Source organism: Pseudomonas sp. LBUM1646, assembly GCF_059716165.1.
Genome location: NZ_CP166810.1, coordinates 3978841 through 4001705 on the forward strand (window position 1 = coordinate 3978841; position 22865 = coordinate 4001705).

The following is a 22865-nucleotide window of genomic DNA, read 5'->3' on the forward strand; positions in this document are numbered from 1 at the left end:
GATTGCCTTATCGCGAGCAAATTCGCTCCCACAGGGGGATGTGGCTTACGAGGTTTCGGGCCGATGCAAGCCATTGCTCTCGAGCTCATAACGCAGCTCCTCGATCAACGCCCCCACCGCCTCCGGCGTCCTGAGGTGCGCCACACTCAAACCGCTGATCACCAGATCCACCTGCCCCGACACCGGGTGGTAGAGCTTCACGGTCAAGGAGTTGTCCCCCGTGAGTGTGCACTCACACGCCAGCGGCGAAAAACTCCGCTCCAGTTGAGCACGCAATTGCGCCAGATAGATCATCTCGACTCACCCGACCGACACGGCAAAATCGAAGACATTGTTGAACTGCTCGTGACTCATGTGGCTGTTCCTTTAGCTGATACGAAGGGGAAGCGATACGGGTCCGAAGACGCTTACCGCACCCTTATCAGACTAAGAACTGCACCACCGCGCCAGAACATCCATTTGCACCCCCACGACTAGTGCATTTGCACCTTATCGCTGCGCCTTCGGCCGCCACTCGCTAGAGAACAATCCACGTTCGCGCGCCCAGACAATCGCCTCGCTGCGACTGTGCACATCCAGCTTGGAATACACCGTCGACACATGGTTGCGCACGGTGTTCGGCGCCAGTTTCAGGCGTGCGGCGATTTCCTTGTCGGCCAAGCCTTCGCAGATCAACCCGAGCACATCGCGCTCCCGCGCCGTCAGGTCGGTGAACGACACGCTGGGCAACTTCGGCGAATTGACGTTCTTCACGTTGGCGAGTTTTTCGATCAGGGTACGGCTGAACCAGGAAGCGTCTTTCATCACCTCTTCAATCGCCGATACCAGCTCCAGTTCCGTGCGTTTGCGTTCGGTGATGTCCATGAACACCAACAGGTAGCAAGGGCTGTCCTGGATGTTCACGGTATCGGCCGACACGGCGCACTCAATCAGCCCGGCGCCCTTCTTGCGCACCCGGACGTCGATGCGGTCAAGGCTGCCGGCCTTCTCCAGCGCCTCAAACAAGCGCGCGCGCGCGCCCTTGTCATCGATAAAGTCGATCTCAGTCACGGTCTTGCCGAGCACTTCTTCGCTGGGGTAAGCGAGGGTATCGAGGAAGGCTTCGTTGACGTCGATCACCAACTGGTTCTCGGCGCCGCACACCAGCGTCGGCACCGGGGTCAGGCGAAAGGCCTTGGCGAAGCGCTCTTCGCTCTGGCGCAGGGCGAGTTCGACTTTGTGCCGCGGCTCCATATCGACAAAGGAAAACAGCATGCAGTCTTCTTCGTTGAGTTCCAGGGGTTGCCCGGCAACGACCACCTGCTTACTGCCGCCGTCGGGCAACTTCAGTTCGGCCTGCATTTGCGGAATTGTCGCGTGCTGGCGCAGACGCTCGATCGCCAGGTCTTTCTTTTCCGCGCCTTGCAGAATGTCCAGCTCATAGGTCGACACGCCGATCACTTGATCTCGGGTGTAGCCGGTCATTTCCAGAAAGCCCTGGTTGACCTTGATGTAACGCAAATCGCTGAGACGGCAGATCACAGCCGGGGCCGGGTTGGCGTTGAAGGTCTTTTCGAAACGCTGCTCGGCGCTGGCCCATTCGGTGACGTCGTTCATGATCAGCACCAGGGATTCCGGCTCACCGGCCCTGTCGGCCAACCCCATGCTGCGCACGCTGTGGACCCACAGACGTTCTTCGTCATCGGCCGGCGTCACTTCCACCAATACATCACTGAAAATCTCGCCCCGGGCAATGCGGTTGATCGGGTAGTTGTCCGCGGGTACCGGGTGGTTGTTGCGATAGCGCAAGGCGAATCGCTTGGCGTACTCCTTGGCATTCGCCCCCAGCTCACCGATCTCACTGACCCCGTGCATGGCCAGCGCGGCGTCATTGGCCCAGAGAATGGTCTGGTCAAGCTCCAGCAGAATCACCCCATCGGACAAGCCGGCGATGATCTGCTGCAACTGACGGCGATTGGTTTCGGTGGTCAAGACGTCCTGGCTCATTGGATCTCCACAAATGCGACGGTGCGTTTAAGCACCCATGTGAAGAGTACGACCGCACGGGCTTACGAACGTGCGAATACAGTCCCTGTGGCGAGGGGGCTTGCATCAACTCAGGGTTTAACGCGGTCCTCTACGATCAACTCACGCAACGTATCGAGAAACAACTTGAGCACCGGCGAGGCATCGTCGGCGCGGTAGGTGACGTACAGCGGCACTTCCGGCAGCGCCGGGGTCAGGCGGCGGAAGACCAGGCCGGCCGGGGCCATCTGCTCGATGGAGGCCGGCAGCAACGCCACGCCGAACCCGGCCCGCACCAAGCTGAGCAAGGTCTGCACTTCGATCACTTGCTGACGGATCTGCGGGGTAAATCCGGCCTTGATGCAGCACTGATAAAGGAAATCGGCAAACCGCGACTGCTTGAGCTCCAGCGCCACAAACGGTTCCTGCGCCAGGTCCGCAGGCGCCAGACTTTCGCGTTGGGCCAACGGGTGATCCGTCGGCATCACCACGCGGATCGGCTCATAAATCAGCAGTTCATTGCGCAACTGCGGATCATCAGAGCCGACTCGAAACACGCAGGCGTCGATGCGTTTAGCCTTCAACGCCTTGACCTGCGCCGCCGGGGTCATCTCGTGTAAGCGCCAATTGATCTGCGGATAGCGTTCGCGAAACAGGTGCAAGGCCCGGGGCAGAACGCCGACCATCACCGAGCTGATCATGCCTATCTCCAGCTCGCCCAATTGCCCACGCCCGGTCTGGCGAGTCAGGTCCAGTGCGCGGTTCAATTGTTCGAAGACCAGCGGCGCCTGTTCCTTGAGCATCTGCCCCGCTGCCGTTAACTCCACCCGATGATGCGTGCGCTCGAACAACGGCGTGCCGAGTTCCTCTTCCAGCAAGCGAATCTGCTGGCTCAGTGGCGGCTGGCAGATGTGCAAGCGCTCGGCGGCCCGGCCGAAATGCAGTTCTTCAGCCAGGGCCATGAAGTAACGCAGCAAGCGCAGGTCCATGGCGGCTATCCGAGGGTCAGTGGCGTCGAGCGCTGACGCACGCCGGTCAGGCTGAACAGCGCGTTGGCGATGGCCGGGGCCACCGACGGGCTGCCCAACTCACCGACACCTCCGGGTTTGCTCGGCTCGCCGTCCAGCACGAGGATGTCCGTTACCGGCATGTCCGACATCCGGGTCACGCGATAATCATGGAAATTGCTCTGCACCACCCTGCCCTGTTTGATGTCCAGCCGATCAAACAGCGCATGGCCGAAGCCCCACATCAGGCCGCCGTAGATTTGCTCTTCGACCCCGCCCGGCGACACCGCCAAGCCGCAATCAACCACGCAGGTGAGTTTCTCGACCTGGGTCACGCCGTCCTTTTTCGAGACTCGGGCGACCACGGCGATGAAGCTGGTGTAGCCCTGATTCGTCGCGATCCCCAGCGCGGTGCCTTCCGGTAACGGCTGGCCCCAGCCGGCGCGTTCGGCGGCGCTTTTGAGCACCGCGACATGCCGGGGTCGATCCTTCATGTTGGCCAGGCGAAAGGCCAACGGATCCTGCCCGGCGCTGTGGGCCAATTCATCCATGAAACTTTCCACGGCGAACACATTGGGAATGAAGCTGACTGAGCGATACCAGCCGCTGGGTACGTTGCTTTCGTGCCTGACCCAGGCCAGGTCGAGGTGCGGCGGCCGATAAGCGAAGTCCCACGCGGTTATCGCTTCGGTGGTGCTGTAATCCATCTTGTCCGGGCGTTCGAAATAGCCCGGTTCCCATTGTTCCGGCGAGGCCGGCGACACGGCGTTGAGTTGCAACGCAGTCAGCCGGCCTTCAGCGTCTAGGGCGCCTTTGATCCGATGCAGCGTCGCCGGGTGCATGAACAGCGCGCGCATTTCATCTTCGCGGCTGTTCATCAACTTGACCGGGACCTTCGCTTGTTGCGCCAAATAGGCGACTTCGAACAGCCAGTATTTGGATTCCCGGGCACCGAAGCTGCCGCCGGACACCAGCTCGTTGATCGTGACTTTGTCCTTGGCGATTTTGCATACGGTTTCGGCCGCCTCAAGCGCCGACGATGGCACCTGAACCCCGCCCCAGTAAATGATGACGTTGTCCTTGACCTGGGCGGTGATGCAGATCGGCTCAAGCGGGTTTTGCACCTTGTAGGGCATGCGGTAATCGGCTTCGAGCAGCTTCGCCGCGTTCGGCCATTGAGTGCTGACATCGCCCGCCGCCATCGCAGTGACCCGCTGTGCCGCTTTGTCATCCAGTGCGGCTGTCTGCGCTTTCACCAGTTCATCGCTGTCGAACCCGGCCAGCGGCGAGTCGCTCCACTTCACCTCAAGCACGGCACGGCCCTGATGCGCCGCCCAATAGGTATCGGCCAATACCGCGACCCCTTCCAGATTGCCGCCGAGCACATCCGGGCGACCGGGAATCGCGATTACTTTGCGCACGCCCGGCACTTGCAACGCAGCGACGGAATCCACCGACAGCACTTTCGCCCCAACCACGGGCGCCCGTTGAATCACCGCCACCAGCATCTGCGGCAACACCACATCGATGCTGTATTTGAAGCGCCCGCAAACCTTGGCTGCGGCATCGCGTTTGTGCCGCAGTTTGCCGATGTATTTGAACTGCGCCGGGTCTTTCAGCGTCACCGTGGTCGGTGCAGGCAACTGAGCGGCAACCGCCACCAGCTCGCCGTACCCAAGGCTGCGTTGGCTGCTGCTGTGCAGCACCCGGCCCTCTTCGGTGGTGCAGGTGTCGGGGCTGACGTTCCACTGTTTGGCCGCCGCCGCGATCAACAGCGCCCGCGCCGTGGCACCGGCCCTGCGCAAACGATCGTATTCCAGGGAAACGCTGGTGCTGCCGCCCGTGGAAAAGACCTTCCAGACCGGATGAATGTAGGCTTCGAAGAATGGATTTTCCGGGGTGATCACCTGCACGGTCATCGGGTTGACGTCCAGTTCCTCGGCCACGCACGCAGCCAATGCAGTCTGGGTGCCGGTGCCGGAATCGTGCTTGTGCACCACCAGTTTCACCGTGCCGTCGGGCAACACCCGAACCCAGGCATTGGGTTCGAATTCACTTGGCGTCGCCGCGATCCCCGAGGGCAAATGGAACGCAATCGCCAGCCCCGCCGTCACGGTGGCCGAGTGTTTGAGAAAGTCCCGGCGCGACAAAGGAGTCATCACGCCTCCTTCGGCGCGGACGCCGCGCGCTTGATGGCTTTGTTGATCCGCCCGTAGGTGCCGCAGCGGCACAGGTTGCCGGACATGGCGTTGCGGATCGACTCATCATTAACCGCCGCCCCGGTATTGAGCAACGCGGCGGCGGACATGATCTGCCCGGATTGACAGTAACCGCATTGCGGCACATCTTCGGCAACCCAGGCCAATTGCAGCGGATGCTGTTCGGTGGGCGACAAGCCTTCGATGGTGGTAATGCGATGCCCCGCCACGGCGGCCACCGGCAGTTGGCAGGAGCGCACCGCGACACCGTCCAGGTGCACGGTGCAGGCACCACACAGGCCCATACCGCAGCCGAATTTGGTGCCGGTAAGTTTCAAGTGATCACGCAACACCCATAACAAGGGCATGGAGGGCGACGCCTCTACCAGCTCGTGTCGTTCGCCGTTTACCGTGAATTCGATCATTGTCAGGCTCCAAGAGAGCGGCCCGTCTTTGTGCAGGCCTGGTGATCGATTATTGGAAGCCCGCGCAAAAGCCGGCCAGCGACGATTTCTGCCATCCTGTGTAAGTAGGACTAACAGCATGTACAAGCGATACCCGTCGGTGCAGTCCATGAGCGCGTTTATCCAGGCCGCCCGCAGCGGCAGCTTCTCCAGCGCCGCGCGCAAACTTGATCTGACCCACAGCGCCATCAGCCAGCAGATCCGTTCGCTGGAAGACTTCATCGGCCAGCCGCTGTTCGTCCGTGAAGGCGGCGGTAGCAACCTGACTGACGCCGGGCAGTTGTTTGCCAGCGTGTTGTCCGACGGCTTGGCGCAGATTGACCGGGCATTGTCCTCGGTGAAAAACCGCAGCGTGGCGCAACGGCTGACAATAGACGTGGACAGCGAACTGGCGCAGAGCTGGCTCAATCCGCGCTTGCCCGAATTGCTGGATTTATTGCCGGAGCATGAGGTGGTGTTGCTGTCGATGCCGCGTTCGGATCGCAGCGCATTTGAGCGCGTGGATTTGGCGTTGCGCTACGGCTATGGCGATTGGGACGACTGCGAGATGTCGCAGATTTGTGGCGACAGCGTTCGGGCCGTGGCCTCGCCTGCGTTGCTGGAACGGCATGGTTTGCAGGTGCCGATGACTCCAGCGCAGGTGCTGGAATTGCCGTTGCTGGGGTATACGCGCCGGTCGTGGATTCCATGGCTGGATGCGGCGGGAATGACCCCGGTTGAACCTTCGGCACGGGTGGTTTTTGATAATGCGGCGAATTTGATTGCTGCCGCCGAGGCCGGGGTTGGCGCCGGACTGGTGCGCGGATTGTTGGCAGCGGACGCCTTGCGCTGCGGGCGGTTGGTGGAGCTGAACGAGGCGCAGATTCCAGCGCACTACAACCTCTACGCGGTGTGGCCGCCGGGGCAGGCTGAACGAGTGGCGCCGGTGGTTGAGGTGATCAAAAACCTGGCCCGACGCACCTTCGAGCACTGATCGCTGATCGTTCCCACGCTACGCGTGGGAATGCATCAAGGGACGCTCCGCGTTCCAATGGGACGCGGAGCGTCCCGGGCGGCATTCCCACGCAGAGCGTGGGAACGATCGGTATGCAGAGCGTGGGAACGATCGGTTTGCCGCCCGATATCGAACACATATCAACACCCCGCCCAATTAATATTGTACGAACCGAACACCCCCTCCCAATACTTCCTCCCAAGCAACCAGCGTCCCGAACCGGATGCGACCAGGCGAGGGAATGCGCGTTCATGCGCATAGAAATGGCCGATAACCCGGGACGTGGTTGCTGTGAGCCCAAAGGCTCCCTTCCCCGCTATCAGGAGATCGACTTCAATGATCATCGATATCAGTTGCTATCCCACCGACCTGGTGGACCTCGCCTGGAGGCATGACGGTGACCCGTTCACCGGCGAGCGTCTGCTGGAGATGATGGATGGCCCCTACATGGTCAATGGCAAACCTCGCCGCATCGACAAAGCCTTCATCCAGCCGCCCCAGGGCAACACCATTTACACCTGGACCGACGGCGACCTGACCGGTCGCGAATCCATCGACGCCTACATGGCCTACACCCTGAAAATGGTCCAGACCTACCCGGACCGCTTCATCGGCTGCTTCGTCTACAACCCGCGCTGCGGGGTGGAAAACGGCGTCGAAGCCATCGAGCGCTACGTCACCGAACACGGCTTCAAGATGGTCCAGATGCAGGCCAACATGCACGCCTACCGTCCCGACCGCGCACTGGACTGGGTCCGTCCGTGCTTCGAGAAATGCGCCGAGCTGGGCATCCCGGTCAAGCTGCACACCGGTGACGGACCGTACAGCATCCCGTCGGAATGGGTGCCGATGATCAAGGAATTCCCCAACGTCGATTTCATCATGGCCCACTTCGGCGTGCAGACCGGCGGCGTCTACGTGTTCGAACCGATGCAATGGGCGATGGAATTGCCCAACGTCTACTGCGAATCGGGCTGGTGCCTGCAATCGCGGATCGTCGAGTTCGCCAAGGTCCTGCCGACCCACAAAATCCTCTTCGGCACCGACACTCCGCCGAACGAACCGGGCATGTGGCTGCGCCTGCTGGAAGTGCTCTGCCATGAGCCGCCCCAAGGGCTCAACCTCGACGAGGACACCCTCGAAGAGTACCTGGGCAACAACACCGCGCGGATGATCGGCCTGGAGCCGACTCCGCCGCCGCGCACTGTCAGCGAAGCAGAGGCGCAACTCAAGCGCCCCGTCACCACCCAACTGGCCAGGAGCTGAACCGATGATTATCGACACCCATCTGCACCCCACCAACCTGGTCGACGAGGCCTGGCGCCACACCGGGGAACCGTTCACTGGCGAGCGCATGCTCAAGCTGATGGACGGCCCGTACATGATCAACGGCAAGCCACGCCGTATCGACATGGGCTTCATCCAGCCGCCACCGGGCAACACTGGGTATCGCGACGGCAACCGTCGCGGCCGTGAGGGCGTGCGCGACTACATGTCGTACATCGCCGAGCTCTGCATGAAGTACCCCGACCGTTTCATCGGCAACTTCAACTTCAACCCGCGCTGGGGGCCGGAAAACGGTGCCGCGGAGCTGGAATTCCATATCAAGGAATACGGCTTCAAGATGCTCAAGCTGCACGCCAACATGCACGGTTATCGCCCGGACCGCGCCCTGGACTGGTTGCGTCCGGCGATGAAGGTCTGCGCCAAGTACAACATCGTGGTGCTGATCCACACCGGCGATGGCCCGTACACCATCCCGACGATGTTCTACCCGATCATCCGCGAGTTCCCGATGGTCAACTTCATCATCGGCCACTTCGGCATCCAGACCGGTGGCAACTACTCGTTCGAAGCGTTCTGGATGGCCATGGACACGCCGAACGTGTACTGCGAATCCGGCTGGTGCTTCCAGTCGCGGATCGTCGAATTCGCCAAGGAGTTGCCGCGCAACAAGATCGTGTTCGGCACTGACTCACCGCCTAACGAACCGGGGATGTGGCTGCGCGAACTCGAGGTGTTGTGCTCACCGGCGCCGCAGGGTCTGGGCATCGACGAGGATCACCTTGAGGACTACCTGGGCAACAACATCGCCCGGTTGTGCGGCATCGAACCGACGCCGCCACCCAAGGACCTGATCGAGGCGGACATTCGTCTGACCACGACGTACCTCTAGGCTTTTTAAACCAGAGCACAGCGACCTTTCAGGCGTTCAGATGAACCGGCGTTCGATCGACCGGCAGGCCAACGGCTTGTCGATCGAACGTCGCCGATCCCCTGCGCGCCTGCTTTTTACGAGGTGAAACCATGACCCTCTCGACGCTCGGCGATACCCAAGACTTCCACGCTTTCATCGACGCCTATCGCCGGCAGTACCCGGACGATGTGCTGACCGTTCAACAACAGCTTTCGGCCGACCAGGACGTCACCGCCCTGGTTGATGCCCTGGCCAGCCAGGGTCGTGACCCGTTGCTGATCTGCGAAAAAGTCGGCCGGTTCGGTGTGCCGGTGGCGACCAACCTGTTCGCCTCCCGGACCCGCATTGCGCGAATCTTCGGCGTGACGCCGGCGCAGCTGCACGAAACTTTCCAGGCCCGCGCCAACCAGCCGATCCCGCCGCGCTACGTGGAAACCGGTCCGGTGCTGGACCAAATCTTCGAAGGCGAAGCGGTGGATCTGGCGCTGCTGCCGATGCTCAAGCACTTCGACAGTGATCGCGGGCCGTACATTACCAACGCCATCATCATTGCCGAGGACCCGGTCACCGGCATCGCCAACATGAGCTATCACCGCTCGATGCGCCATGCCCGCCAGACCCTCGCCACCAGCCTGCATTCACGAGGACACCTGTGGCGCATGCTGCAAACCGCTCGCGAGCGCGGCGAAGAGTTGCGCGTGGCGATGGTGGTCGGCGCGCATCCCTTGTTCATGCTCGCCGCCGCCGCACGCTTGCCCTACGGCAGCGACGAACGTGCGGTGGCCGGTGGCTTGTTTGGTTCGGCGCTGGAACTGGTCAAGACTCCGCGCTACGGCATCGGTGTGCCGGCCTACGCCGAGTTTGTGCTCGAAGGCGCCATCGACCCGGCGGCCTATGCCGAGGAAGGTCCGTTCGGCGAATTCAGCGGCTATTCCTCGGATCGCTCGACCAACAACGTATTGCGCGTCGACACCCTGATGCGCCGTAAGGATGCCTGGCTGGTGGACGTGGTCGGCGGGCGTTACGCCGAACACCTGACCCTGGCGCGACTGCCTCGGGAAGCGGAAATGAGTGAAAAACTCAAGGCGCGTTTCCCGGCTGTCACCGCCGTGCACTACCCGAACTCCGGCACGCACTTTCATTGCTATGTGGCACTGGATCAAAGCCGCGACGGCGAGGCGCGGCAGATCATGCTCGCCCTGCTCGGCTGGGACCCGTACCTGAAAACCGTGATCGCGGTGGACAGCGACATCGACATCACCGACGACAGCCAAGTGTTGTGGGCCCTGGCCACGCACTTTCAGCCGCATCAGGACATCTTCGTCATCGACGGCTTGCCCGGCAGTCCGCTCGACCCATCGTCCTCGGTCAACGGCACCACTTCGCGTATGGGCCTCGACGCCACACGTGGCTCGGGCTTCGACGGGATCAAGGCGCAACTGGATCAGGACGTGATCGAGCGAGCGCGCACCTTGCTCAAGGGCTATCTGTCATGAACCGTCAGCGGATGGTGGTTGGCATCAGCGGTGCGTCGGGGTTTATCTACGGGGTGCGCCTGCTGGAATTGCTCGCCGGACTGAACATCGAAACCCACCTGATCATCAGCCGTGCCGCGCTGCTGACCATGGCCCATGAAACCGACTACAAACTTGCCGACGTCACCGCCCTGGCCAGCCATTACCACCGGGCCGACGATGTGGCCGCCGGGATTGCCAGCGGTTCGTTTCGTTGTTTGGGCATGGTGGTCGCGCCGTGCTCCATGCGCACCCTGGCAGAGATTGCCACCGGCACCTCTTCCGGGCTGATCGGCCGCGCCGCCGACGTCACCTTGAAGGAACGCCGCACCCTGGTGTTGATGGCCCGGGAAACCCCGCTGACCCTCGCGCACCTGCGCAACATGACGGCCGTCACCGAGATGGGCGGGATCATCGCCCCGCCGGTGCCCGCCTTCTACGCCCGCCCGCACAACCTTTCGCAAATGGTCGATCACAGCCTCGGCCGTGTCCTCGACCTGTTCGGCCTCGATGCCGGTACCGCGTTGCGCTGGGGTGAACCCGGCCCAGTGTGCGCCGGCCAATCAGCAACACAGAAGGAGCTCGCATGAACAGCCCATTCAACGCCCCAACCCCTAACCGCAAAATCCCGGTGACCATCCTCACAGGCTTCCTCGGCGCCGGCAAAACCACCCTGCTGAACTACATCCTCAAGGAAAACCACGGACGCAAAATCGCCGTGATCGAAAACGAATTCGGCGAAGTCGGCATCGATGGCGACCTGGTGCTCAGCTCCGAAACCGAAGAAATCTACGAGATGGTCAACGGCTGCGTGTGCTGCACCGCCGAAGTCCGCGAAGACCTGGTGCGCATCGTCCGCGAACTGGTGGCGCGCCCGGTGCGCCTGGATCACATCCTGATCGAAACCAGTGGCCTGGCCGATCCATACCCGGTGGCCCAGAGCTTTTTCATCAACGACCCGATTGCCGACGAAGTGGAACTCGACGCCATCGTGACCATGGTCGACGCCAAGCACATCGCCCAGCACCTGGAGGATTTGCAACTCGATGGCGTGGACAACCAGGCGGTGGATCAGATCGTGTGTGCCGACCGGATCGTGATCAACAAGGTCGATCTGGTCAGCACCGCAGACGTGGAAGCGCTGCGGGGCAAGATTCGCGGATTGAACGCGACGGCGGAGGTGGTGACGTCCAGTTATGCCGAGATCGACCTGACCAAAATCCTTGGCATCGGTGCGTTTGAATCGACTCAAAAGTTGATGGAAATCGGTTCGGAGCACGACCATCACGCCGAGGAACATCATCACGACGAACCAGACCATGAGCACGACCCGAGCGTGTCTTCAGTCGGCATCGCCGTGGACGGCGCGGTGAACCTCGGCGCATTCCACCGCTGGATCAGCACGTTGCGCACCGAGCAGGCCGACAACCTTTACCGCATGAAAGGCGTGTTGTCAGTGGAGGACCAGGACCAACGCTACGTGCTGCAAGGCGTGCACAGCCTGGTCGAGTTCCGCGCTTCGACCTCGTGGGGCACGGAACCGCGCTCCAGCAAAATCGTGTTCATCGGCCGCGACCTGGACCGCGCGGCGCTGAACCAGGGCTTTGCCGCCTGCCTGGCAGGCTGAACACGGCATCGGAGCCGGTGGATGGCGGTTCCGGGCACATAGAACGAATACCCCTCTCTACAGCACAAAAACAGCAAGAGGTGTTTCCCCATGTCGTCAGCCACTACCGTCTCCACCGTGCACCCGGTCGACCAGATTCTACCGGTCCGGCAAATGCTCACCCTCGGTCTGCAGCACATGGCCGTCTCGTACATCGGCGCCATCGCCGTGCCGTTGATTGTCGCCAGCGCGTTGAAAATGTCCCAGGCCGATACCGTCGTGCTGATCAGCACCACGCTGTTCTGCTCCGGTATCGCCACGTTGTTGCAAACCGTCGGCTTCTGGAAATTCGGCGTGCGCTTGCCGATCCTCCAGGGCGTGGCGTTCAGCAGTGTCGGCCCGGTGATCGCCATCGGCACCAACCCGCAGGTCGGGTTTGCCGGGGTCTGCGGCGCGGTGATCGGCGCGGGGATTTTTACCATGCTCGCCGCGCCGTTCGTGGGTCGATTGCGCCGGTTCTTTCCGCCAGTGGTGACGGGTTGCATCGTCACCGTCATCGGTTTGCAGTTGTTTCCGATTGCCTATGAGTGGGTCGGCGGCGGGCGCAACGCCAGCAATTTCGGCGCGCCGGCCTACCTCGCCGTCGCCGCCGTGGTGCTGGCGACCATCCTGTTGGTCAACCGTTACGGCAGCCCGATGATGCGCAACATGGCGGTGCTCGTCGGCATGTTGGTCGGCGCGGGGCTGGCCTACGGGTTAGGCATGGGTAGTTTCCACAGCGTGGAGGAATCGCCGTGGCTCACCGTGCCCTACCCGTTCTACTTCGGTTTGCCGACGTTCAGCCTGATCCCGATTGCCACGATGGTGGTGGTGATGATCGTGCAGATGGTCGAGTCCATGGGGCTGTTCGTGGCCATCGGCGACATCGTCGATAAACCGGTAGAAGAGAAACAAGTGATCAATGGCCTGCGCGCCAATGGCCTGGCCAGCACCATCGCCGGGATGTTCGCGGCGTTTCCGTTCATTGCCTTTATGGAAAACGTCGGGCTGGTGATTCTGACCGGCGTGCGCAGTCGCTGGGTGGTGGCGATCAGCGGCTTGCTGATGTGCTCGGTGGCGCTGGTGCCCAAGGCCGGGGCGATCATCGCGTCCATGCCCACCGCAGCACTGGGGGGTGCCGGCATCGCGATGTTTGGCGTGGTCGCGGCGGCGGGGATTCAGACCCTGGCCAAGGTCGATTACGAGCGCAATCGCTACAACGTGTTGATCGTCGGTTTCACCATCGCCGCCGCCCTGGTGCCGGTGCTCGCGCCGACCCTGTTCAAGCAAATGCCCGAGTGGTGCCAGCCGTTCCTGCACAGCAGCGTGGTGATCGCCTGCCTGGTGTCGGTGCTGCTCAACGCTGCGCTCAATGGCGTCAGCGTTCCCGATGCCGCCGCCAGCAAATCTGCCTCCCACATCCTCTGACCGGAGCCGACCATGACTCAACTGCAAAATATCCTGATCAAAAACCCCGTGGCCGTGATGACCGGCCTGCGCGACCCGCGTGCCCGAGCTGGCAATGTCGACATTCGCATCGTCAATGGCCGCATCGCCGAAATGGCCGTCGGACTGGAGGCGCAACCCGGCGAACGGATAATCGATGCACGTAATTCGGTGGTCTATCCAGGCTGGATCAACACCCACCATCACCTGTTCCAGAACCTGCTCAAAGCCGTACCCGAAGGTTTGAACCAGGACCTTCAAGGCTGGCTCGCCAGCGTGCCCTACCCGCGTCTCAACCGCTTTACCCCGCAGCTGACCAAGATCGCCGCACGGCTGGGGATGGCGGAATTGCTGCTGTCCGGCGTCACCACCTGCGCTGATCACCACTACCTTTACCACGCCAACGGCAGCACCGAGAGCGGCGATACGCTGTTCGACACCGCCGATGAGTTCGGTATGCGCTTCGTCCTGTGCCGGGGCGGCGCGCTGGAATCCGCCAGCGCCCATCCGGGGTTCTCGAAAACCGCGCTGCAACCGGAGACGCTTGATCAAATGGTCGGCGACATCGAGCGGCTCAAGTCCCGTTATCACCAGGACACCCCGGACGCGATGCGCCGGGTGGTGGTCGCACCCACCACGCCGACCTTCTCCCTGCCACCGACCTTGCTCCGGGAACTGGCCCACACCGCCCGAGGGCTCAACTTGCGCCTGCACACGCACCTGTCGGAGACGCAGAACTACGTCAACTTCTGCCGTGAGAAATACAACTGCCTGCCGGTGGAATTCGTCGCCGAACACGAATGGCTCGGCCCCGACGTCTGGTTCGCCCACGCCGTGCACCTGCAACCCGGCGAGATCCGCATGCTCGCGCAAACCGGCACCGGCATTTCCCATTGCCCGGTGAGCAATGCGCGCCTGGGCAGCGGCGTCGCGCCAGTGCCGCAAATGGTCGAGGCCGGCGTGCCGATTTCGCTGGGGGTCGATGGCGTGGCGTCCAATGAATCCGGGAGCATGGTCGGCGAAGCGCACACCGCTTGGCTGATCCATCGCGCCGAGCAAGGGGCCTCGGCGACCACCGCTGAAGACGTGATTCATTGGGGTACGGCCGGAGGTGCGCAGGTGCTGGGGTTGGGCGCGGTCGGGACGCTGGAGATTGGCCAAGCGGCTGACCTGGTGATCTACGGGCTGGATCATCCACGGTTCTTTGGCTTCCACGATATTGCCGTAGCTCCGGTGGTCGCGGGCGAGCCGATTGTCGTGCGTTATAGCCTTGTCGGCGGGCGTGTAGTGGTGGACGACGGCGTGATCCCGGGGCTGGATGTGGAGCGGATGCGCGCAGAAGCGTGGGATGGGGTGAGGCAGCTGATGGGCCAGGATGACAACTGAGCCGCGCCACAACGATCGTTCCCACGCTCTGCACTGAACCCACCGCAACGATCGTTCCCACGCTCCGCACTGAACCCACCGCAATGATCGTTCCCACGCTCCGCACTGAACCCACCGCAATGATCGTTCCCACGCTCCGCACTGAACCCACCGCAATGATCGTTCCCACGCTCCGCACTGAACCCACCGCAATGATCGTTCCCACGCTCCGCACTGAACCCACCGCAATGATCGTTCCCACGCTCCGCACTGAACCCACCGCAATGATCGTTCCCACGCTCCGCGTGGGAATGCAGCCCGGGACGCTCTGCGTCCCATTAAAAGCCGAACGCGGAGCGTCCTTTGAGGCATTCCCACGCAGGAGCGTGGGAACGATCCGCAATGTAGGAGCTGGCGAAGCCTGCGATCTTTTGACGTTGGCAGCCATGCATCTGGCCTTTCCATAAGTTTTTTCGATGCCCGCCCCACTCTGTTCTAAAGTTGATGGACACACCCGCCCCACTTCAAGCAGTGTCCGGCCCTGGCTTTGTATGGAAACCCAGGCAGGTAAAGGAGACAGCCAATGATTCTGGTCGCCCGCCCGTTGATCAGCGCCCCCGCGAAAAAAGGCACGGTACAGCTGTGGGTTGGCCTGTTTGGCCTCGACAATCCGACGTTACCGACGTTCTTCCTCGGCCTGACACCGACCGCGCAAGCCACGGCCAAACCCGCCCCCGACGAAAAACTGTATCCGATCGACGATGGTGTAAAGAACGCCGCCGAAAAACCGCTGAACCACCAAGGCGTGTTCACCTTTGCGCGCCTCGGCGCCGGCATCAATCACTGTTTTCGGATTGTCGCCAACGGTGTGGAATACAACCTGGCGTTCGTCTCCCAACCCGATGCGGTGCCAACCGCCGGCGCCCCGCTCAATATTCTGCTGACGTCCTGCTACTACCAGCCCAATGGCGATGACAAGGCTCTGGAGAACGCCGTCGCGCACCTGCCCTCTGGCTTCAAGCCACATTTGAGTCTGATGCTGGGCGATCAGGTGTATCTGGACGTGCCGGTGATTCCTTCGTGGCGTTTCAGCCTGGACGGCGTGCAGCAACTGATCGGCCAGAAGTACTACAAGAACTGGTGCTCCGACTCGCTCGGTACCGGCGGCTTGCAATCGGTGTTCAGAACGGCGCCGACGGCCTGCATCCCGGATGACCATGAGTTCTGGAACAACTACCCGCTCGATCAGTTTCAGCTACCGCCGCTGGTGTTTGTCGACAAGCAGGACTGGTCCGACACGGCCATGGACCTGTACGCCGGTTTCCAGTTGGGCGGGCCGGCCAGGACGCCCCAGGACATCCCCGGATTCCAGCGCATCGAAGTCGATCCGCTGATCATCCTGATGCTCGACACCCGCACCCGGCGCGACGAAGATTTCAAGCGCCTGATGCCCGACGATGCGGCAATGGCCCTGCAAAAATGGGCCGACGATTTGATTCTGGCCAAGCAGAACCACACACCGAAAGTCGGCGTGTTGTCGGCCGGCCAACCCTTGTTTACCAAGCCGCCGGGAGATTTCAGCAAGAAGTACGTCGATGCCGACCTGGCTAACTATCAGCAGTTCGAATTGATCGAGGTGCAACTTGAGCGCCTGGCCACACAGGGCATTCCGGTGGTGTTCCTGACTGGCGATGTGCATTGGAGCCGCGTGTGTGCCGCCCGTCACGGCTCGCAACCGACACCGATGCTGTACGAAGTGATCTGCTCGCCATCGACCATGATCCCGCGCTCTTCCCTGGCGGACATTGCAATGGACAAACTGCGCGGCAAGGACTGGCCCGGTTACCCTGCGGCACCGGAGGAAAAGGACAGCCCGCACAAGTTCGGCAGCCGCAACAGTTTCATCGTGTCCCGCACCACCGAGGACAACTACTTCCAATGCAACGGCAATCAGATTGCCGTGCTGCAATTCACCCGATCAGGTTTTGGCCTGGACATGAAAGTGACCTTTTTCGGGGTCAGTCACGACAACCGGCTCAAGCAACCCAAGTCCACCGCCAATTACCTCTTACGCTTTTATTGAATCGATCCGACAGGAGATCTGCCATGGCGCACGCGCGCAATTCTTCGGCAAAGGATAAAAACCCGGATTTAGTACCGTTGAAACGCAACAAGCAGGAAGGCAATGACGCCTGGGTTTTGCGAGCGATCCAGAAGCTCGACCTGGACCCGAAAGCGTGGTCGTTCATAGCGCTGTTCGGTGCCATCGATATCCTCGCGTTCCGTTTGCGAGTCGCCCAGTCGCACTTGCGCAACGACTTACTGCCTTCTTATTGGTCCGAGTCTGCGTTCATCAACCTGGCGCCGCGAGCAGCGTCGAAAACCACCGCGTTGCATGTGCCGCTGTTTCAGCCGGAACAGGCCGAGTTCGCCACCAAACGCAACGGCGTGGTGGAACAACCCTTGAGCCATTTTGCCGATGCCGCACATTGGGAAAACGTCTGCGTTATTGCGCTACCGGTGCCGCAAAAGACCATTCGCGAGTCCATCGAACGCTTCAAACATTCACGTTCGCCGGTCGACAGCCTTGAGCATATCCTGCGCTGGCTGGCCTATGCCTGGGGCGCCGATCGCACGCCCAACCCGATCCATGAAGGCATCGGCATGCCCGGGGCGAGCATGCTGGAGGCGGTCTACAACACCGCGCAGTTTGACGTCACGCCGGGGCTGGAATCCCGGGCGGCGTGCCCGGAATACCTGTGGATCATGGCCAAGTATTGGTATCCGTATTACCAGCAGTTGGGCACCCAGCAGACACCGCGCGGGTTCTTCCATATCCAGCACAGCTACGACATCAAGGAAACCCGCTGAATGATCGATTGTTCACGCCTCGTCGGGGCGTGAGCAATCGATAAGTTTCAACTCAAGCCGCAAGTTCGCCGCTGGCAATCGCCGCCGACGCCGCCAGCATCGCCCGTAATAACACCGCACAGCCATCCGCCAGATCCTGCGGCGCGGCGTTTTCGATTTCGTTGTGGCTGATGCCGCCTTCGCATGGCACGAAGATCATCCCGGCCGGGCCGAGTTCGGCGAGAAAGATTGCGTCATGCCCTGCCCCGCTGACGATTTCCATGTGCGACAAGCCCAGTCCTTGGGCGGCGCCGCGTACCGCTTCGACGCAACCCTTGTCGAAATACAGCGGCGGGAAGTCGGCGGTGGGGGTCAGCTCGAAGGTCAGGCCATGTTCCTCGCAGGTGGTTTCGATGACTTGGCGAACTTCGGCGATCATCGAATCCAGGCGTGCCGGTTCCAGATGACGGAAGTCGAGGGTCATGCGCACTTCGCCGGGGATGACGTTGCGCGAGCCGGGATAGGCCTGCAGGCAACCGACGGTGCCGCAGGCGTGGGGTTGATGGCCGAGGGCGGCGCGGTTGACGGCGCCGACAATCACAGCGGCACCGACCAGGGCGTCCTTGCGCAGGTGCATCGGAGTCGGGCCGGCGTGGGCTTCTACGCCGCGCAGCTTGAGGTCGAACCATTTCTGGCCGAGCGCGCCCATGACGATGCCGATGGTTTTGTGTTCGTCTTCGAGGATCGGGCCTTGCTCGATGTGCGCTTCGAAATAAGCGCCGACGGCATGGCCGCTGACTTTGCGCGAGCCGGCGTAGCCGATGGCGTTCAGGGCTTCGCCGACTGTCACACCGTCGGCATCGACCTTGGCCAGGGTTTCTTCGAGGGTGAATTTTTCTGCAAACACGCCAGAACCCATCATGCACGGGGCGAAGCGCGAGCCTTCTTCGTTGGTCCAGACCACCACTTCCAGCGGCGCTTCGGTTTCCACACCGAGGTCGTTGAGGGTGCGCAGCACTTCGACGCCGGCCAATACGCCAAAGCAGCCATCGAACTTACCGCCGGTGGGTTGAGTGTCGATGTGGCTGCCGGTCATCACCGGTGGCAGGTTCGGGTTGCGCCCGGGGCGGCGGGCGAAGATGTTGCCGACGGCGTCGACAGTGACGGTGCAGCCGGCCTCCTCGCACCAGTTGACGAAAATGTCCCGGGCCTGGCGGTCGAGGTCGGTCAGGGCCAGACGACAGACGCCGCCCTTGACCGTGGCGCCGAGCTTGGCCAGTTCCATGAGCGACTGCCACAAGCGGTCGCGGTTGATGTGCTGATGGGTGGATTGCAGAACGTCTACGGCAGCGTTCATGGGGATCTCCTCAGTTGTTTTTCTGATAGTTCCCACGCTCTGCGTGGGAATTCATCCATGGACGCTCTGCGTCCGCTTCTGGGACGCGGAGCGTCCCGGGCTGCATTCCCACGCAGAGCGTGGGAACGATCATTACGAGGGGGACTTGGCCAATGCCGGGCTGCCACGCATCGAACACAGCCCGTAATAGATCAACCCACCCAGCGCCGACCCGGTAAACCAGCCGTAGCTGTAGAACCAGCTGAAGGCATCGCTACCCAACGACAGCAACGTCAGCACCACCGGCACGCCAAACGCGATAAAGCCAAACCAGTTCCACGCCGGGTACACGTCATCGCGATAGAGCCCGGCCAAATCCAGCTGCTGTTTCTTGATCAGGAAATAGTCCACCACCATGATCCCGGCGATGGGCCCGAGCAGGCTGGAATAGCCGAGCAACCAGTTGGAATAGACGGTTTCCAGGCTCACGTCGGAGACGATCAGCCCGAGTTTTTTCAGCAGTTCATGGCCCATCAGCAGCAACCCGACCACACCGGTCAGCATCACCGCTTTGGTCCGGTTGATCACCTTCGGCGCGATGTTCTGGAAGTCGTTGGTCGGCGAGACGATGTTGGCGGCGGTATTGGTCGACAGCGTAGCGATGATGATCAGCGCCATGGCCAAGGCGACCCAAACGGGGCTCTGGATATGGCCAATCAGCGTGACGGGATCGGAGACGGTCACCCCGACCAGTTTCACCGATGCGGCCGTCATTACGACACCGAGGGAGGCGAACAGAAACATGGTCAACGGCAGGCCGATAATCTGCCCGACAATCTGGTCCTTCTGGCTTTTGGCGTAGCGGCTGAAGTCCGGAATATTGAGCGACAGCGTGGCCCAGAACCCGACCATCGCGGTGAGCCCGGCGGCGAAGTAACTGACCACGCTCGCGCCTTCCGGGCGTTTCGGTGGAATCGCCAACAGCTCGGTCATCGAGACGTTGGGCATCGCCCACACCAACAGGCCTATGCCGACCGCCACCAACAACGGCGCGGACAGGGTTTCCAGCCATTTGATCGACTCCGCCCCGCGTATCACCACCCACAAGTTCAACGCCCAGAACACCATGAAGCCAATGACTTCACCGGTACCGCCAAGGGATTTCCAGCCTTCGAAAACCGAGCCTAAAAACAAGTGAATGGCCAAGCCACCAAACATCGTCTGGATGCCGAACCAGCCGCACGCCACCAGCGCCCGAATCAGGCACGGCACGTTGGAACCAAGGATGCCGAAGGACGAACGCAGCAGCACCGGGAACGGAATGCCGTACTTGGTCCCGGCAAACGCGTTCAGGGTCAGCGGGATCAGCACGATGATGTTGGCAAACAGAATCGCCAGCAGCGCCTCGCCGACGCTCAGGCCGAAATACGCGGTGAGCACGCCGCCGAGGGTGTAGGTCGGCACGCAGATCGACATGCCGATCCACAGCGCGGTGATGTGCCATTTATTCCAGGTTCGTTCGTGCACCTTGGTCGGTGCCATGTCGTGGTTGTAACGGGGACTGTCGAGGACGTCGGTGCCGGCTTCGAGCTCAAACAAGCCGTCGCGCTCGGTCACTTGCGATCTGATCTGTTGCATGGCCGCTCCACTGTTCTTTGAATTATTTTTGCTCATCAGGGGCTGGCGCCAAGGGACGCGAGCCGACGATGGCCGGAGGAACTGACAACTTTCATGGACCGGCCAAGGTGTCAGCGGCGGCATCAATAAACGTGCCGGGGTCCCCGCTGGCGCCTCTTGCCGTGCCATAAAACCTTATAACCAACTGATGTTTATCAGTTTTATTAATTCAACTATTGGGTCTTCGGTTACTTGCAACGCCACTCAGGCCGAATGGGCAGCAAGTTGTCGGAACCGTCAGGACTCAATCTGGTGCATCAATGTTTTTTTCAAAGTTGCGCATCAACCATAGACCATCCTCAAGCGGCTGATTTCACATAGGAAATCTGGTCTTTTTTTCGATCCTGTCAAGTGCGTCAAATTGGTGAGAGGCCTCACCATTTTGGTGATTACAGTTTTTAATCGTTATTTATCAATAGGTTAATAACGATATAAGCTTATAAAAATTATTCTTGCTCATTCCATAAACTCCAGCTAGCGTCTATTCCTGACAGCGCTGACAGGAATACATCTGTTTGCGTCGGCTTCATATAAAACATTTAGAACCGGCATAAGTCGGTCATGCCTGCGAGGAACTCGGAATGTCTCTGTTGATCCGTGGCGCCACCGTTATTACCCATGATGAAAGTTATCGCGCTGACGTCTATTGCGCCGACGGCGTGATTAAAGCCATCGGTGAAAACCTTGATGTTCCGGCGGGTGCCGAAGTACTCGACGGCAGCGGCCAATACCTGATGCCCGGCGGCATCGACCCCCACACGCACATGCAACTGCCCTTCATGGGCACGGTGGCCAGTGAAGATTTTTTCAGTGGCACCGCGGCAGGTCTGGCCGGTGGCACCACGTCGATCATCGACTTCGTGATTCCCAACCCGCAGCAGTCGTTGATGGAGGCGTTTCATCAGTGGCGTGGCTGGGCCGAGAAGTCGGCGTCGGACTATGGTTTCCACGTCGCCATCACCTGGTGGAGCGAACAGGTGCGCGAGGAAATGGCCGAGTTGGTCAGCCATCACGGCATCAACAGCTTCAAGCATTTCATGGCCTACAAGAACGCGATCATGGCCGCCGACGACACCCTGGTGGCGAGTTTCGAGCGCTGCCTGGAACTCGGCGCGGTGCCCACCGTGCATGCGGAAAACGGTGAGTTGGTCTATCACCTGCAACGCAAGTTGATGGCCCAAGGGATTACCGGACCGGAAGCGCATCCGCTATCGCGACCGTCGCAAGTGGAAGGCGAAGCCGCGAGCCGGGCGATTCGCATTGCCGAAACCATCGGCACGCCGCTGTACATGGTGCACGTCTCGACCAAAGAAGCCCTCGACGAAATCACCTATGCCCGCAGCAAGGGGCAACAGGTCTATGGCGAGGTCCTCGCCGGGCATCTGCTGCTGGACGACAGCGTCTACCAACACCCGGACTGGGCGACCGCTGCCGGTTACGTAATGAGCCCGCCCTTCCGCCCGCGCGGCCATCAGGAAGCGCTGTGGCACGGCCTGCAATCCGGCAACCTGCACACCACCGCCACCGACCATTGCTGCTTCTGCGCCGAGCAAAAAGCCGCCGGGCGTGACGATTTCAGCAAGATCCCGAATGGCACCGCCGGCATCGAAGACCGCATGGCCGTGCTCTGGGATGAAGGGGTGAACACCGGGCGCTTTACGATGCAGGACTTCGTCGCCCTGACCTCCACCAACACCGCGAAAATCTTCAACCTCTACCCGCGCAAAGGCGCGATCCGCGTCGGTGCCGATGCTGATTTGGTGCTGTGGGACCCTGAAGGGACGCGAACCATCTCCGCTAAAACCCACCATCAGCAGGTGGACTTCAACATCTTCGAAGGCAAGACCGTGCGCGGCGTGTCCAGCCATACCGTCAGCCAGGGCCGCGTGGTTTGGGCCGATGGCGATCTGCGCGCCGAGCGTGGGGCCGGGCGGTATGTCGAACGGCCGGCGTATCCGGCGGTGTTTGATTTGCTGAGTAAGCGGGCTGAGTTGAATAAGCCTGTTGCTGTGAAACGCTGACCCACGATCGTTCCCACGCTCCGCGTGGGAATGCAGTCCGGGACGCTCTGCGTCCCAATGGAACGCGGAGCGTCCCTTGAGGCAATCCCACGCAGAGCGTGGGAACGATCAACCAATGCCCATCAGAGGCAGCACCTCAAAAACCAT

18 protein-coding genes and 1 pseudogene are annotated in these 22865 nt (G+C 61.3%); 11 read left to right on the forward strand and 8 right to left on the reverse strand.

Annotated elements, in window-relative coordinates:
• Positions 1 to 45: 45 nt before the first annotated feature.
• The 5 genes from ACA071_RS18110 to ACA071_RS18130 form a co-directional block, all read right to left on the reverse strand.
• Positions 46 to 294 carry a DUF1652 domain-containing protein gene (locus ACA071_RS18110; RefSeq protein ID WP_497640400.1) on the reverse strand — a complete coding sequence of 83 codons (249 nt, stop codon included), beginning with the start codon at positions 292 to 294 and terminating at the stop codon, positions 46 to 48.
• Positions 295 to 489: 195 nt separating this feature from the next.
• Positions 490 to 1986: a helix-turn-helix transcriptional regulator gene (locus ACA071_RS18115; protein WP_497640401.1), complete on the reverse strand. Its 1497-nt coding sequence runs from the start codon at positions 1984 to 1986 to the stop codon at positions 490 to 492.
• A 110-nt stretch (positions 1987 to 2096) separates the two neighbouring features.
• Complete coding sequence (locus tag ACA071_RS18120) at positions 2097 to 2993, reverse strand: LysR substrate-binding domain-containing protein (RefSeq protein ID WP_497640402.1); 897 nt, start codon at positions 2991 to 2993, stop codon at positions 2097 to 2099.
• Positions 2994 to 2998: 5 nt separating this feature from the next.
• A complete protein-coding gene (locus ACA071_RS18125) occupies positions 2999 to 5170 on the reverse strand; it encodes a xanthine dehydrogenase family protein molybdopterin-binding subunit (protein WP_497640403.1) in 2172 nt (723 codons plus the stop codon).
• The gene (locus ACA071_RS18130; RefSeq protein WP_463257605.1) at positions 5170 to 5634 is read right to left on the reverse strand and encodes a (2Fe-2S)-binding protein; all 465 of its coding nucleotides are present in this window, start codon (positions 5632 to 5634) and stop codon (positions 5170 to 5172) included. The genes ACA071_RS18125 and ACA071_RS18130 overlap by 1 nt, the downstream gene beginning before the upstream one ends.
• A 118-nt stretch (positions 5635 to 5752) precedes the next feature.
• On the opposite strand from ACA071_RS18130, the gene ACA071_RS18135 reads away from it, so the two are divergent.
• From ACA071_RS18135 to ACA071_RS18170, 8 genes are all read left to right on the forward strand, one after another.
• Positions 5753 to 6646: a LysR substrate-binding domain-containing protein gene (locus ACA071_RS18135; RefSeq protein WP_497640404.1), complete on the forward strand. Its 894-nt coding sequence runs from the start codon at positions 5753 to 5755 to the stop codon at positions 6644 to 6646.
• A 357-nt stretch (positions 6647 to 7003) separates the two neighbouring features.
• The gene (locus ACA071_RS18140) at positions 7004 to 7933 is read left to right on the forward strand and encodes an amidohydrolase family protein (protein ID WP_497640405.1); all 930 of its coding nucleotides are present in this window, start codon (positions 7004 to 7006) and stop codon (positions 7931 to 7933) included.
• A gap of 4 nt (positions 7934 to 7937) precedes the next feature.
• Complete coding sequence (locus tag ACA071_RS18145; protein ID WP_134418495.1) at positions 7938 to 8843, forward strand: amidohydrolase family protein; 906 nt, start codon at positions 7938 to 7940, stop codon at positions 8841 to 8843.
• Positions 8844 to 8974: 131 nt separating this feature from the next.
• Entirely contained in the window at positions 8975 to 10360 is a 1386-nt protein-coding gene (locus tag ACA071_RS18150) for a UbiD family decarboxylase (protein WP_497640406.1), read from the forward strand.
• Positions 10357 to 10968 carry a UbiX family flavin prenyltransferase gene (locus tag ACA071_RS18155; protein ID WP_497640407.1) on the forward strand — a complete coding sequence of 204 codons (612 nt, stop codon included), beginning with the start codon at positions 10357 to 10359 and terminating at the stop codon, positions 10966 to 10968. Before ACA071_RS18150 ends, ACA071_RS18155 begins: the two co-directional genes overlap by 4 nt.
• A complete protein-coding gene (locus tag ACA071_RS18160) occupies positions 10965 to 12005 on the forward strand; it encodes a CobW family GTP-binding protein (protein ID WP_497640408.1) in 1041 nt (346 codons plus the stop codon). The genes ACA071_RS18155 and ACA071_RS18160 overlap by 4 nt, the downstream gene beginning before the upstream one ends.
• A gap of 90 nt (positions 12006 to 12095) precedes the next feature.
• Entirely contained in the window at positions 12096 to 13451 is a 1356-nt protein-coding gene (locus ACA071_RS18165; protein ID WP_497640409.1) for a nucleobase:cation symporter-2 family protein, read from the forward strand.
• A 12-nt stretch (positions 13452 to 13463) separates the two neighbouring features.
• Positions 13464 to 14855 (forward strand): amidohydrolase family protein, encoded by a 1392-nt coding sequence (locus tag ACA071_RS18170; RefSeq protein ID WP_497640410.1) that lies wholly within the window; start codon positions 13464 to 13466, stop codon positions 14853 to 14855.
• Positions 14856 to 14872: 17 nt separating this feature from the next.
• Here ACA071_RS18170 and ACA071_RS18175 read toward each other — a convergent pair.
• Positions 14873 to 15151 (reverse strand): annotated as a pseudogene (locus ACA071_RS18175) (hypothetical protein); the annotation flags it as partial.
• Between the two features lie 266 nt (positions 15152 to 15417).
• On the opposite strand from ACA071_RS18175, the gene ACA071_RS18180 reads away from it, so the two are divergent.
• Both ACA071_RS18180 and ACA071_RS18185 read left to right on the forward strand, forming a co-directional pair.
• Complete coding sequence (locus ACA071_RS18180) at positions 15418 to 16917, forward strand: metallophosphoesterase family protein (RefSeq protein ID WP_497640411.1); 1500 nt, start codon at positions 15418 to 15420, stop codon at positions 16915 to 16917.
• 23 nt (positions 16918 to 16940) lie between these two features.
• Positions 16941 to 17705 (forward strand): hypothetical protein, encoded by a 765-nt coding sequence (locus ACA071_RS18185; protein WP_497640412.1) that lies wholly within the window; start codon positions 16941 to 16943, stop codon positions 17703 to 17705.
• 52 nt (positions 17706 to 17757) lie between these two features.
• Here ACA071_RS18185 and ACA071_RS18190 read toward each other — a convergent pair whose 3' ends face one another.
• Positions 17758 to 19041 carry a Zn-dependent hydrolase gene (locus tag ACA071_RS18190; RefSeq protein ID WP_497640413.1) on the reverse strand — a complete coding sequence of 428 codons (1284 nt, stop codon included), beginning with the start codon at positions 19039 to 19041 and terminating at the stop codon, positions 17758 to 17760.
• 132 nt (positions 19042 to 19173) lie between these two features.
• Entirely contained in the window at positions 19174 to 20658 is a 1485-nt protein-coding gene (locus ACA071_RS18195) for an NCS1 family nucleobase:cation symporter-1 (protein ID WP_497640414.1), read from the reverse strand.
• A 620-nt stretch (positions 20659 to 21278) separates the two neighbouring features.
• Here ACA071_RS18195 and hydA point away from each other — a divergent pair.
• The gene (gene hydA / locus ACA071_RS18200) at positions 21279 to 22718 is read left to right on the forward strand and encodes a dihydropyrimidinase (RefSeq protein WP_497640415.1); all 1440 of its coding nucleotides are present in this window, start codon (positions 21279 to 21281) and stop codon (positions 22716 to 22718) included.
• The last annotated feature ends 147 nt before the right edge of the window (positions 22719 to 22865 follow it).

Bases quoted from the DNA above. Each gene is read 5' to 3' on its own strand.
- ACA071_RS18115 (WP_497640401.1), bottom strand. From the start codon at position 1,986: ATGAGCCAGGACGTCTTGACCACCGAAACCAATCGCCGTCAGTTGCAG.
- hydA (WP_497640415.1), top strand. From the start codon at position 21,279: ATGTCTCTGTTGATCCGTGGCGCCACCGTTATTACCCATGATGAAAGT.
- ACA071_RS18145 (WP_134418495.1), top strand. From the start codon at position 7,938: ATGATTATCGACACCCATCTGCACCCCACCAACCTGGTCGACGAGGCC.
- ACA071_RS18170 (WP_497640410.1), top strand. From the start codon at position 13,464: ATGACTCAACTGCAAAATATCCTGATCAAAAACCCCGTGGCCGTGATG.
- ACA071_RS18185 (WP_497640412.1), top strand. From the start codon at position 16,941: ATGGCGCACGCGCGCAATTCTTCGGCAAAGGATAAAAACCCGGATTTA.
- ACA071_RS18195 (WP_497640414.1), bottom strand. From the start codon at position 20,658: ATGCAACAGATCAGATCGCAAGTGACCGAGCGCGACGGCTTGTTTGAG.
- ACA071_RS18180 (WP_497640411.1), top strand. From the start codon at position 15,418: ATGATTCTGGTCGCCCGCCCGTTGATCAGCGCCCCCGCGAAAAAAGGC.
- ACA071_RS18165 (WP_497640409.1), top strand. From the start codon at position 12,096: ATGTCGTCAGCCACTACCGTCTCCACCGTGCACCCGGTCGACCAGATT.
- ACA071_RS18160 (WP_497640408.1), top strand. From the start codon at position 10,965: ATGAACAGCCCATTCAACGCCCCAACCCCTAACCGCAAAATCCCGGTG.
- ACA071_RS18110 (WP_497640400.1), bottom strand. From the start codon at position 294: ATGATCTATCTGGCGCAATTGCGTGCTCAACTGGAGCGGAGTTTTTCG.
- ACA071_RS18130 (WP_463257605.1), bottom strand. From the start codon at position 5,634: ATGATCGAATTCACGGTAAACGGCGAACGACACGAGCTGGTAGAGGCG.
- ACA071_RS18150 (WP_497640406.1), top strand. From the start codon at position 8,975: ATGACCCTCTCGACGCTCGGCGATACCCAAGACTTCCACGCTTTCATC.
- ACA071_RS18190 (WP_497640413.1), bottom strand. From the start codon at position 19,041: ATGAACGCTGCCGTAGACGTTCTGCAATCCACCCATCAGCACATCAAC.
- ACA071_RS18135 (WP_497640404.1), top strand. From the start codon at position 5,753: ATGTACAAGCGATACCCGTCGGTGCAGTCCATGAGCGCGTTTATCCAG.
- ACA071_RS18140 (WP_497640405.1), top strand. From the start codon at position 7,004: ATGATCATCGATATCAGTTGCTATCCCACCGACCTGGTGGACCTCGCC.
- ACA071_RS18120 (WP_497640402.1), bottom strand. From the start codon at position 2,993: ATGGACCTGCGCTTGCTGCGTTACTTCATGGCCCTGGCTGAAGAACTG.
- ACA071_RS18125 (WP_497640403.1), bottom strand. From the start codon at position 5,170: ATGACTCCTTTGTCGCGCCGGGACTTTCTCAAACACTCGGCCACCGTG.
- ACA071_RS18155 (WP_497640407.1), top strand. From the start codon at position 10,357: ATGAACCGTCAGCGGATGGTGGTTGGCATCAGCGGTGCGTCGGGGTTT.